Origin of the sequence: Kitasatospora sp. NPDC094016, assembly GCF_040304045.1 — a bacterium.
Taxonomy (GTDB): domain Bacteria; phylum Actinomycetota; class Actinomycetes; order Streptomycetales; family Streptomycetaceae; genus Kitasatospora.
This window is the reverse complement of sequence record NZ_JBEOUK010000038.1, coordinates 76,808-87,778: the sequence shown is the minus strand read 5'-3', so window position 1 is coordinate 87,778 and position 10,971 is coordinate 76,808. Positions and strand designations below refer to the sequence as shown.

Annotated in this window: 11 protein-coding genes; 4 read left to right on the top strand and 7 right to left on the bottom strand. The window is 68.2% G+C overall.

Annotation, left to right across the window (positions count from 1 at the left end; genetic code table 11):
- The first annotated feature begins 49 nt into the window (after positions 1-49).
- From ABT015_RS28575 to ABT015_RS28560, 4 genes are all read left to right on the top strand, one after another.
- Positions 50-385, top strand: coding sequence for a DALR anticodon-binding domain-containing protein (locus ABT015_RS28575; protein WP_350884051.1), 336 nt, complete (start codon positions 50-52; stop codon positions 383-385).
- Positions 386-496: 111 nt separating this feature from the next.
- The gene (locus tag ABT015_RS28570) at positions 497-1,249 is read left to right on the top strand and encodes a methyltransferase domain-containing protein (protein WP_350884042.1); all 753 of its coding nucleotides are present in this window, start codon (positions 497-499) and stop codon (positions 1,247-1,249) included.
- Between the two features lie 67 nt (positions 1,250-1,316).
- Complete coding sequence (locus ABT015_RS28565; RefSeq protein WP_350884039.1) at positions 1,317-2,090, top strand: DUF5919 domain-containing protein; 774 nt, start codon at positions 1,317-1,319, stop codon at positions 2,088-2,090.
- A complete protein-coding gene (locus tag ABT015_RS28560; RefSeq protein ID WP_350884037.1) occupies positions 2,074-2,547 on the top strand; it encodes an NUDIX hydrolase in 474 nt (157 codons plus the stop codon). Before ABT015_RS28565 ends, ABT015_RS28560 begins: the two co-directional genes overlap by 17 nt.
- Here the strand turns inward: ABT015_RS28560 and ABT015_RS28555 are convergent.
- The 7 genes from ABT015_RS28555 to ABT015_RS28525 all read right to left on the bottom strand — a co-directional run bounded on the left by ABT015_RS28555 (position 2,535) and on the right by ABT015_RS28525 (position 10,590).
- Entirely contained in the window at positions 2,535-3,137 is a 603-nt protein-coding gene (locus ABT015_RS28555; RefSeq protein WP_350884035.1) for an HD domain-containing protein, read from the bottom strand. The two genes, ABT015_RS28560 and ABT015_RS28555, sit on opposite strands and share 13 nt — an antisense overlap.
- Positions 3,138-3,249: 112 nt before the next feature.
- Positions 3,250-4,548 (bottom strand): serine--tRNA ligase, encoded by a 1,299-nt coding sequence (gene serS, locus ABT015_RS28550; RefSeq protein ID WP_350884033.1) that lies wholly within the window; start codon positions 4,546-4,548, stop codon positions 3,250-3,252.
- A gap of 428 nt (positions 4,549-4,976) precedes the next feature.
- On the bottom strand, positions 4,977-5,558 hold the full coding sequence (locus ABT015_RS28545; protein WP_350884031.1) for an NUDIX hydrolase: 582 nt from the start codon (positions 5,556-5,558) through the stop codon (positions 4,977-4,979).
- Positions 5,555-7,255 carry a carbamoyltransferase family protein gene (locus ABT015_RS28540; RefSeq protein ID WP_350884029.1) on the bottom strand — a complete coding sequence of 567 codons (1,701 nt, stop codon included), beginning with the start codon at positions 7,253-7,255 and terminating at the stop codon, positions 5,555-5,557. Before ABT015_RS28540 ends, ABT015_RS28545 begins: the two co-directional genes overlap by 4 nt.
- Positions 7,256-7,385: 130 nt before the next feature.
- Positions 7,386-8,201, bottom strand: coding sequence for an aldo-keto reductase family protein (locus ABT015_RS28535; RefSeq protein ID WP_350884027.1), 816 nt, complete (start codon positions 8,199-8,201; stop codon positions 7,386-7,388).
- A complete protein-coding gene (locus ABT015_RS28530) occupies positions 8,198-9,328 on the bottom strand; it encodes a radical SAM protein (RefSeq protein WP_350884025.1) in 1,131 nt (376 codons plus the stop codon). The genes ABT015_RS28535 and ABT015_RS28530 overlap by 4 nt, the downstream gene beginning before the upstream one ends.
- 542 nt (positions 9,329-9,870) lie before the next feature.
- Positions 9,871-10,590, bottom strand: coding sequence for a class I SAM-dependent methyltransferase (locus ABT015_RS28525; protein WP_350884023.1), 720 nt, complete (start codon positions 10,588-10,590; stop codon positions 9,871-9,873).
- Positions 10,591-10,971 lie beyond the last annotated feature (381 nt).

The window sequence follows — 10,971 nt, the reverse complement described above, 5'->3', positions numbered from 1 at the left end:
AGAAGATCTACCCCAACGAGCCCGGCCGCAACGAACTCCCACCTACTTCATGACCGTTGGTCCACGACCGCTACACCACTTCAGGGGACACGACCAACGCCAGAGGGGGCACACCGCCACCCGGAGATGGTTCAGCAGAGGTTCGGCAGACTTCCGCGATCCGCTCTCGCAAGAGACTTGCAGTGATGGCGCGCGCATCGGCTCAACAAGACCGGCGCTACTGGGGCTGACGAAGGCCCTCACCGACTTCTACGGGTCCTGTCCCGTCCTCAAGGCGGAGACACCGGCCCGCCGGACGAACCGATTGGCACTGTGCCGACTGACCGCGGAGACGCTGGCCCGGGACCTCGACCTGCTCGGCCTCCAGGCGCCGGACCGGATGTAGTGACAACCACCGCCGCGCCAGCACAATGCCACCCGGATCCCCTTCCGCCGACCGCTGCTGACCAACTGCACGCCCACGTCCGCGCATTGCGGCCCGGGCTGGAGGTGTCCGATGTCCGAGGCTGATGAGCCGATTCACGCTCTCCTCGCAGACCTGTCGCAGCTGCCCGCAGACGGGACACTGGTCGATCTCGGCTGCGGCGCTGGACCGACGCTCACTGCGGTGTCCCGCCGCCACCCTCGGGCACGACTCGTCGGTCTGGACCGGTCAGCGGCGGCACTCTCGACCGCACGAACCCGCCTGACCAGGCATGGTCGAGGCGTACAGCTCGTCCAGGCAGACCTGCGGCGGTCCCTCCCCCTGGCCGGTGGTTGCGCCGACGCAGTCGTGTCCTACAACGTACTCGAGTGCCTCACCGACCCTGCGGAGCTCGTTCGCGAGGCCGTTCGACTCCTCAAGGCCGAGGGCACCCTGGTGCTCGCGCACGTCGACTTCGACTCGATCATGGTGGCCGGTCCGCCGGCTGACCTGGACCGGCGGGTGTGCCACGCCTTCACTGACGATCGCCAACCGTGGATGGACCACGCGAACGGCCGCATCGGTCGCGCGCTGCCTGGCTTGGTCGGGGCCGCCGGGCTGACCCTGCAGCGCACCGAGACACTCACAACCGCCTCGACGGTACTCACGGGCCACCCCGAACGTCGACTGGCCGACATGCGCAGAGCATTGCTGGGCTCAGCTGCACGTGGCACGACGACGGTCACCGCAGCCGAGGTCACAGACTGGCACGCGGGCGTGCAAGCCGCGGCCCGAGATGGGCGGTTCTTCTTCTCCGAGACGGTAGTGGTGGCCGTGGGCCGGTGAACCTGGACTCTTCCGGCGTCCCAGGACGTCCTTGCGGGTCCCGGTGGAGTCCGGTTGGATATCCGCTGTGAACGAGCGATTGCGCTCCGCACTCGTCCAGCGCGGTGTGCCCCCTGCGGCACTCGCAACGGTCTGCGAGGTGGACCCCAAGACCGTGACCCGCTGGTTAGGCGGTCGCGTGCCCCATGCCCGTCACCGGTGGGCTGTTGCGCACCACCTCCAGGTGGACGAGACCTTCCTCTGGCCGGAGCCCCATCCCCGGTCCGCACAGGTCACCGGTCCCGGTGTCGGCCTCGTGGCCACATACCCCGACCGTGCCGGCGTCCCGCGGGAGATGTGGCTCTCCCTGCTGCTGGAGGCAGACCAGAACATTGACGTGCTGGTGTTCTCGGGGACGTTCTTCGCCCAGTCGAACCCGCGCATCGCCACGATGCTGGCGCAGCGCGCGGCGGCCGGGGTGAAGGTCCGGCTGTGCTTCGGAGACCCGCAGGGCCGCGCGGTGGCGATCCGCGGACGTGAGGAGGGCATCGGCGACGCCCTCGCAGCGAAGATCCGCGCCTCGCTGACCTACTACCGGCCGCTGCTGGGCACGCCCGGCTGCGAGATCCGCCTGCACGACACCACGTTGTACAACTCGCTGTTCCGCTACGACGACGACCTGCTGGTCAACCCGCACGTCTGGGGCCAGCCGGCGTCCGCGAACCCGCTGCTGCACCTTCAGAACGACGGCCGGCTGGGCTGGTTCAGCGGCTACGCTTCGAGCTTCGACGCGGTCTGGAACTCCGCCCGGCCGTGGAACGACGACGCACAGGGGAGCCAGTCTCATGGCCGGCAGGACTGAGTACTACGGCGATCCGGACGCACCGGCCGCGAACTCGCTGGTCCCTGCGAGCAACCTGCTCGTGCAGAACGAGGTCGGCGAGATCCTGCTGCAACGCCGACGCGACACCGGGCAATGGGCGCTGCCCGGCGGGAAGCAGGACATCGGTGAGTCCGCCGCCGACTGCGCGGTGCGAGAGTGCGAGGAGGAGACCGGGATCAAGGCGGAGGTGACCGGTCTCCTCGGGGTCTACTCCAATCCGGAGCACATCGTCGTCTACAGCAGCAACGGCGAAGCCCGCCAGCAGTTCGAGGTGGCGTACATCGGCCGCCCGATCGGCGGTACCCCGACGATCAACGATGAGGCCGACGGTGTGCGCTGGGTGCGGCCCGGCGACCTGGACGAGTACGACATCCACCCGAGCATGTGGCAGCAGATCGGCCACTACCTCAGCGGGCGGTACCCCTACCTCGGCTGACCCGCGGCGGCGATCCGCTCTTCGGTGCGGGCCACCGCCGCCGCGATCTCCGGCTGGGCTCGCTGGATGAACCGTCCCACCAGCGTGTCTGCTCCGTACCGGGCGAGGATCTCCGCGACCCGGTCCCTGGAACGGGTCGGCTTCCCGTCGGGGGTAGTGGTCATGTCGCAGAAGATCAGGGCGTCCACCAGTACCTGGTCGGCGAGCATCGGGAACTCCCACTCCAGGGCTTCGCGTAGCCCGCGTTCCTCAGCTTCCAGCAGGGCGAGCGAGTGGTTTGCCACCAGTCGCACGAGCCGCGTGTCCGCGCCGTGCTCGTCCCGCAGGAACCTTGCACCGTCGAGAGGATGAAAGCCCGTCAGGGCCAAGCGGGGAGCGTAGCCGACATCGTGGAGCACTGCGGCGGCGACCAGCAGGCCATCATCCGGCCCGGCGACCGCGGCCAGTTGCTCGGCTTGACGTGTCACCCCTTGGGAGTGCAACCACCGCCTCGACAGGGTGTCCGCCAGCTCCTGCTCGGCGATCCGCCGCGCCCACTGTGGCAAGGTCTCCGTCACGTTGCCAGCCTCCCCGCCCAACACCTGGTCCATGCGTTGCTCTGGGGGGAGCACGCACTGCCCAGGTCACCGCTGTAGCAGTGCCCTGGGCAGTGGCCCGCTGTCGGCCCGGACGCGCTGTGTTCCGGGCCTGCCGCTGGTACGACTACCTGCGTTCAGCTGGGGTCAAGGACTTGCAGCCGAGCCAGCGCTGCAGCACGGTCGGCACCGCGACGGTGCCGTCCGCCTGCTGGTGCTGTTCCAGCAGGGCCGGCACCAGCCGACTGGTGGCCAGCCCGGAGCCGTTCAGGGTGTGCAGGTAGGCGGCCTTTCCTGCCACGGGGCGGTAGCGGATGTTGCCGCGCCGGGCCTGGTAGTCCCGGGCGTTCGATACCGAGCTCACCTCGACGTAGCCGTCGATGCTGGGCAGCCAGACCTCGACGTCGAAGGTCTTGGCCATCGAGGCGCTGGTGTCCTCGGCAGCCAGCCGGGTGATTCGGTGGTGAAGGCCGAGCGCCTCGACCAAGTTGGCTGCCTTGGTCAGGAGTTCCTCGTGGGCGATGTCGGAGGCGTCGGGGTGCGCGAACTGGAACATCTCGACCTTGTTGAACTGGTGGCCGCGAAGGGTACCGCGGTCGGCGGCGCGGTAGCTGCCGGCCTCGCGCCGGTAGCAGGGCGAGTAGGCGACGTACTTGCGCGGCAGTTCGGCCTCCGGGAGGACCTCGTCGCGGTGGAGGTTGACCAGGGCGGTTTCCGAGGTCGGTAGCAGGAACCGCTGCGGCCCGGCCGGACCCTGCTCGAGCGCGAAGACGTCCTCGGCGAACTTGGGGAACTGACCTGCGGTGTAGCCGGCCTGGTAGGTCAGCAGGTGGGGCGGCAGGATCAGCTCGTAGCCGTCCTGAACGTGGGTCTCGATGAAGAAGTTGAGCAGCGCCCATTCGAGGAGCGCGCCGTTGCCGCGGTAGACCCAGTTGCCGGTGCCGCCGAGCTTGACGCCGCGCTCGTAGTCGATCAGACCGAGTCGGCGGGCCAGATCGACGTGGTTGTGCGGCTCGAAGTCGAAGGCCGGGCGGGTGCCGTGCGCGCGGACGACCTGGTTCTGTTCCTTGCCGCCGGTCGGCACGTCCTCGTCGGGCAGGTTGGGCAGCTGGTCGAGGAACGCCTGGCGCTCGTCGGCCAGGGTGGTGAGCTGCTCCTCGAGTGCGGCGAGGCGGGTACCGAGTTCGGTTGCCTCGGTGCGCTTGGCGTGGGCGGCGGGGTCCGCCGAGTCGAGCCGCGCGATCTCGCGGGAGATCTGTTTGCGCTCGGCGCGTAGCGTCTCGACTTCGGTCATGCCGTGCCGGTACTTCTCGTCCAGGGCGAGAAAGGCGGTGAGGTCGATGTGAAGGGCTCGCTTCGCCAGCGCGCGCTCGACGCGCTGGGGGTGCTCGCGGATCACGGTGATGTCCAGCATTTCGGGTCCCATCGATCAGTCGGAGTCCGACGTGATCCCTTGGGGGCGTGGGCGAGAAGGGAACTCGCGGTGCCACCACGCCTTCGCCGGCACCCGGAGGTGACGGCCTCGACAGCTCGATAACGGGAGCGAACCGGCGGGGCATTGGGCCGCAGCCGGCCGTTCCTCCCCCCACTCGGGAGGGGATTCACCCCAGGACGCGAGGCTGCCTTCCCAGCTGCCGGCAGCTCTCTCGGCTCGCGTGCCCTGCGGCTACTTGTCTCCGTCAGCGCGTTGCCCAGAGGATAGATTGCTCGGGCCGCCGCGAGCAACGCAGAATCGCCGTACAGATTCGTCCGATCACCCTGAGCGACATCACGGCGGTGGGTGTGGCTCGCTGTCTTGCCAGCTCAGCAGCTTCACTGCCGCCGGTTCTCGTGAGAGCCGGTTGCCGAAGCTGATCAGTGTCGCTCGGCCAGCGCGATCAGCCCTCGCACTGCGTCCGAGACGTCCGGCAGGGCGTTCGGCCTGGCCCAGACGAAGTCGTCGTGCTCGCTCAGGATGATGGGCGCGGTGGCGGTGAAGGCGTACTGCCGGCCTCGCTGCCCCTTGCGGTTGGTGTAGTCGACAGAGCCGAGGTAGCCGGTGATCGTCGCCGTCAGGCCGCACTCCTCCAGGGTCTCCCGCAGAGCGGCCAGGACCATCGGGATGTCCGGTGAGCGCGGGCTCAGGTCCGGGTGGCGGCCGTCGACGTACTCAAAGACGAGGATGAGCCAGCCGTCGACAGTCCCGGACCACAGCGGCCGAGGCCCGAGGCCGGCTGGCGGGACGGAGTTGATCCCGGCCTCCAGCTGGTGATCCTTCGAGAGCGGGTGGCAGACGGCTATCGCCTTGAGGAAGACGCGTCGGTGGGCCAGGGTGAGAGCGGCGCTGATGCCGGGGGTGTGGCCGCCAGGGCGCTCCTCGATGCGGAGGACGGGTCCGAACTTCCTTTCCACCGCTATGCGTAAGGGGGCGGGGATGATGCCGCCGGGGTGGTTCACCGGGTGGTCTCCTCGATGACGTACGGGCCGGCCACGAGTGCGTCCAGGCCGCACTTCAGGAAGGTCGCGACCGCATCGCTCGGGGTGCAGACGATCGGTTCGTCCGCGCCGTTGAACGAAGTGTTCAGCACGACGGGCAGGCCCGAGAGCTGGTGATAGGCGTCAATGACGTTCCACAGCAGGGGGTTTGTATCCCGGTGCACTGTCTGGACCCGGGCAGAGCCGTCCACGTGGACCACGGCTGGCAGGCGTTCCCGCTGCTGCCGGTGCACCGTGCCGGTCGCCAGCATGTACGGGTAGACGAGTGCGCCGGCGGACGGCAGGGCGAAGTAGTCGTCGGCGTGCTCTGCCAGTACGGCCGGCGCGAACGGGCGAAACGCCTCCCGCTGTTTGATCATGGCGTTGATCCGGGAAGCGGTCGTGGCGTACTGGGGAGAGGCCAGGATGCTGCGGGCTCCCAGCGCCCGCGGTCCGAACTCCATGCGGCCCTGGAACCAGCCGATCACCTTCTCCGCCCTCAGCAGCCGGGCGGCGTCCCGGTGCGGCTCGGCCGTGCGCCGCACCCGGTACCGGCTGGTAGGGATGCCGCTCAGGGCCGAGCGGATGGTCTCCTCGTCGTAGGAGGGGCCGAGGAAGGCGTGTCGAAGCGGGCTCCGGACCGGGCTGACCGCAGTGACCAGCGCCGCGCCGATGGAGGTGCCGGCGTCGCCTGCTGCAGGCTGGATGAAGATCCGGTCGAACCGGCCCGATGCGATCACGGTGGCGTTGGCAACGCAGTTGAGTGCGACGCCGCCGGCCAGGCAGAGCGATCGTCGCGGTACGAGGCGCTGGGCGAAGGCGAGGTAGGAGCAGACCAGCTGCTCCAGGAGGTGCTGGAGGGCGCGGGCAATATCGCGGTGCCGATCGGTGATCGCGTCCTCGGGGTGCCGGGGCGGCCCGAGGAGTTCGACCAGAGCCGGGCTGAACAGGTTGCGCCGGGCGCTGGGCCGGCGGTGGTGGTCGAAGTAGCGCAGGTTCAGGTGCAGTCGGCCGACGCTCTGGTCGAACCAGGCGAGGCGCCCGATCTGGTCGAAGTACCGGGGGCCTCCGTAGGCTGCCAGGCCCATCACCTTGTACTCGTCGCTCTGCGGACAGAAACCGAGGTACCGGGTCAGGGCGCTGTACAGGTATCCGAACGAGTGCGGGTAGACGATGTGATGGCGCCTCGTCATCCGGCCGTCGGTGCTGTCGTAGATCGCGGCGGTCTCGTACTCGCCGCGGCCGTCGAGGGTGACGACCAGCGCCTCATCGAAGGGGGAGGTCAGGTAGACGCTGGCGGCGTGCGCCCGGTGGTGCGGCACGGGTATGAGCGGCAGGTGGCCCGGTAAGAGGCCGCTGCGGCGAACCACCTGGGGCAGCCTGCGCCGCGTGCGGTACTTGGCCAGGTCGGACAGCACCGAACCGATCGACGCCGGTGTGCCGTAGCGTAGGTTCGACGGCGCCAGGAGAAGGTGGAGCTTCGGGTCGACGAACAGCGCTGCTTGGTCGAGGTCCTGTGGGTGGGCGCCGGCCAGGTCCAGGCAGGCCCGGATCGCCTGCTCGGGGAACACCTTCGTGTTCTTGATCCGATTCAGGCGCTCCTCTTCGACGGCGGCGACCACCGTTCCGTTGTGAACGATGGCCGCTGCCGCGTCGTGGGTACCGAAGTTCAGCCCCAAGGTCAGAGTCAACAGCCCTCGCCGATCTGCTTGTGGCTTCCCACGCACGGGCGCAGGGCTCTGGAGGCAAGGATCATGCTGCCGGCCTGGACGTGGCCCTCAGGGCCCGTTCGTGGCAGGGCGACCTCAATCACAGGATGGCCTCCTTGAATCCGGTGCTGCTGGTGCGGGGACCGAAGGGCCTTGAGCGTTGCGAGTTCCGGACGGTGTCGATCACTTCGTTGACGTGTTCCGGTGAGGACATCGTGATGGCGATGGCCTCCACACGCGGATCACTCAGCGCCCAGGTGAGAGGGCGGAGTCTGCCGCGGGCGGTGCGGGCGAGCGGGTCGATCAGGGCACCGCGGTTGAGCGGCGACATCCCGACGAAGCCACGGTCGGCCTGCGAGATCTGGGCCAGATGCGAGATCGGCCACGGAGAGGCGAGGTGGTACTGGGCGGCAACGGCCGAGATCGACTCCTCCCGCAGGGCAGCACGGACCGCGGCCGGGCCGTGGCAGTAGGCGTAGACCGCGCCGATCCGCCCCGAAGCGAACGCGACCCGGGAGCCATGCCGATAGAAATCCCTCAACGCCTTCTGGTCGTCGAGAAGTTCAGCCCGCTCCGTGCGCTTGAGGTCAACCTGCAGCACTACCGCGTCGATCCGGGCGATGCCCAGCTGGCCGGTGGACATCTCGATGGCCGTGCTGATGCGCGCTTCGAGGTCCCCCCGCAGCGGGCACTCCGCCTTGACCAGGTGACGGAGCCCGGCAACGGGGCCGACGTGGTCCAGCACCTCCCGCACCGCCCACTGCGTGCCGAGGTGCGGATTGGAGTGGATCGTGCGGACCCCGGCCTCCAGCGCGGTACGCAGCGCGGCCAGACCGGGCCGCGAGTCCTTGCCGGGCAGCAGACGGCCGGCGACGAACGTCGAAGTGCCGAAGCACAGGCGCTCCAGGCCCGTCACATCTCCCCCCGCGCTTCCAGCGCCTCGCGGGTCAAGATGGTGCGGAAGTGCGCGATCGTCTTCTGCTCGCCGACGACCTTGTCGAACCGCAACTCGCCGAGCTGGTCGCGGTAGTGCTTGCGGTTCGGGTTGTCGATGTCGAACTGCTCGCTGTCGCGGTAGCCGGTCAGCCGCTTGAACGTCTCGCGCTTCTCATCCAGGGACATCCCCCACAGGACCGGAGGGTTCTTCTGGCTGATGCAGACCGTCGTCATCCCGTTCGGGCTGATCCGCAGCTTCCAGCAGCCACCGCACGGGTAGTCCCAGGAGAACATCGCGAGCACCGCGACCTTTACCCCAGTGTCGCCGATCTCGAAGTAGTTGTAGCTCGGATTGTCGCCCTCGATCGACTCCCGCCGCACCGGCCGCAGTTCACCCGCCTTCGCGAGCGCTTGGAGGATCGCCTGCTCCTCCACGAACTGGTTCTTCCAGAAGACCTCGCCCTCGGCGCCGAGCTGGGCGGGGTTCGAGGGGAAGAACTGGTTCAGCTTGATCGCCAGCTGGCCCGCCCCTCCGCTGTTGTTCAGCTCACGGGCGTGGTCGATGAAGGCGGGCAGCTCGTGAAGGGTGTCGCGCATCGTCACGCACGAGATCTTCGTCAGAGTCGGCAGCAACTCGACCGAACGCTCGATGCTGCGCAGGGCGTCACTGTGAAAGCCCCGCCGGGTGATCAACAGATTGCGCTGCTCGTCCAGGGTGTCGATGCTGACGATCGCCCGGGTCAGGCCGGCATCGATCGCCTCTTCGATGAAGTGGTGCAGGCGGTAGCCATTGGTCGTGACGATCTGCTGGTCGTAGCCGATCTCCTTGCCGGCACGCAGCAGATCCACGAAGTCGCGCCTCACGGTCGGCTCTCCACCGGTGTAGTGGACCCTCCGGAAGCCGATGTCATAGCCGGCCTGCAGGACCTCGATCGCCTCCTCCAGCGAAGGCTGAACGATGACTCCCTGCTTCCCTTCCGGAAGGCAGTACTGGCAGCGGATATTGCAGCGGGACGTAATGCCGAACCGGAGATTCCATTTACGCATGCCGGACGAGTACCGATTGTCCATCACCTTCACGGATTTCTGCCTTGCTTCGTGCTTCACGGGCACCTGCCTTTCAGGGGAACAGTGTCCAGAAGGAGAGCTGCGCGAATTGATCCGGTTCCAGGAGTGAGCGCGGTTCTCCAGGCTGCGATTACCTTGCGCCGCCAGAATGGAGAATTCTCCAGATTCTGACGGGTCTACTGGGTGCCTTCCAACCACGTTTCGGGACGCTCTGAGGACGTCCCGAAACGTAACCGGTGGGGCTGCCCGGCGTATCCCACGCGGGTGACAGCGCGAAGCCGGGTCCCACCCCACTGCGAGCGACGGCGGGACCGGCTGAGGGATCTACCGAGGGTGCATGGTGGTCGTCCCGCCCCATTGGTACGAGCCGCCAGGGCGCGATGGCGTTACGCCCGAATGCCCAACTGCCGTATTCACGAAGGCGGCGGGTTCGACACCGACATGGGCCAGGCTCTGGCCTCCGTGCCGGCGCTACGCGTGATGACTGGCTGTTCGCCGACGGTACCGGCCTGCCGAGACGAGCACGCTGTCCACAGAGCGCTGGAGGGTGCGTGCCCCGGCGCCGGGAGCGAAGCGACTGCTCAAGCGTTGGCCAGCCACAGACCCTTGTACTGGATCTTGGGGTGCCGGTGGTCTCTTGTGGTGGTACCGGCCGGGGTGTAGCCGCAGGACCGCAGCAGGTCCGCCGTTGTGACTTGGTCTCGTTCCTCGTTGTAGACGCCGATGATCAATCGGCCGCCCGGGGCGACGACATGGTCCAACAGATGGGCTACGTAGGCTCCACGCAGGTCCGTCGGCACGTAGTCCAGGCCGGTGCGGACGGCGTCGAAGCGATGTGAAGGCTTCCAGCCCATCGCGTTCGCGGTCCAGATCCGATGCGCCCACTTCGGGCAGCGCGTTCGGGCGAGGTCGGCGAGGGCCGTGGAGATCTCCACCCCGTAGGGCTCGATGATGATCCCTGTTTCAGCCGCCCAGTTGGTCAGGCTCTCCATCAGGTGGCCACTGGCGCATCCGACGTCGAGGAACGTCCCGCCGTGAGGCGGAAGCAGGTCGACGAGCAGGCCACGAGCTTCTCGCCAGCGGATCTCGTCGCCGCTGTGGCCGGACTGGGCCCGCGGGTTGTCGCCGTTGAGGTAGGCCGGTTCGATGACGTTCAGGACAGCGGAGTGCCACTCGGTCGCCGTGATCTCGCCTGCCTGGTACGCCTCGTCGATGGGTGCCAGATCGCGCCAGCCTCGCTCCTTCATGCTCGCGATGTCCTCGGCGTCGTGGCCGCCCGGAGGACGCGTGGTGGGGTCCATGCCTGCTCCTTCCGTGTTCGGTGACGATGGTGCAGTAGCAGTACAGCTGCGTTCAGCTCGATTGAAGGGGCCGGATCAGTCGCGCGGCCTCGCGCTGCGCGGGTTCCACGCCCATGTCGTTCGGTCCGGACCCAGCTGCTGCGGTCGGTGCCGGCTCCGACCGTCCGGCGCCTGCTCACCACGCTGGTCCGATCCAGCCTAGTGCCGAGGCGCTGCTCCACCTGGTCCAGGACGTGACGGACGGGCTCCCGCCGGAGGTCCATGGTCTACCGGACAAGGCCGGGGTCGGTGACCTGCGGCGAGGTGACCCCAGCCAGCTCACGTAGTCGCGGGACGGACGCGGGGATGAGCTGTTCCGCACCGAGGGCGCCCTGGCCGGTC

Coding starts and splice junctions, on each gene's coding strand:
- ABT015_RS28575 (WP_350884051.1), top strand. CDS start 50: ATGACCGTTGGTCCACGACCGCTACACCACTTCAGGGGACACGACCAA.
- ABT015_RS28570 (WP_350884042.1), top strand. CDS start 497: ATGTCCGAGGCTGATGAGCCGATTCACGCTCTCCTCGCAGACCTGTCG.
- ABT015_RS28560 (WP_350884037.1), top strand. CDS start 2,074: ATGGCCGGCAGGACTGAGTACTACGGCGATCCGGACGCACCGGCCGCG.
- ABT015_RS28555 (WP_350884035.1), bottom strand. CDS start 3,137: ATGGACCAGGTGTTGGGCGGGGAGGCTGGCAACGTGACGGAGACCTTG.
- serS (WP_350884033.1), bottom strand. CDS start 4,548: ATGGGACCCGAAATGCTGGACATCACCGTGATCCGCGAGCACCCCCAG.
- ABT015_RS28525 (WP_350884023.1), bottom strand. CDS start 10,590: ATGGACCCCACCACGCGTCCTCCGGGCGGCCACGACGCCGAGGACATC.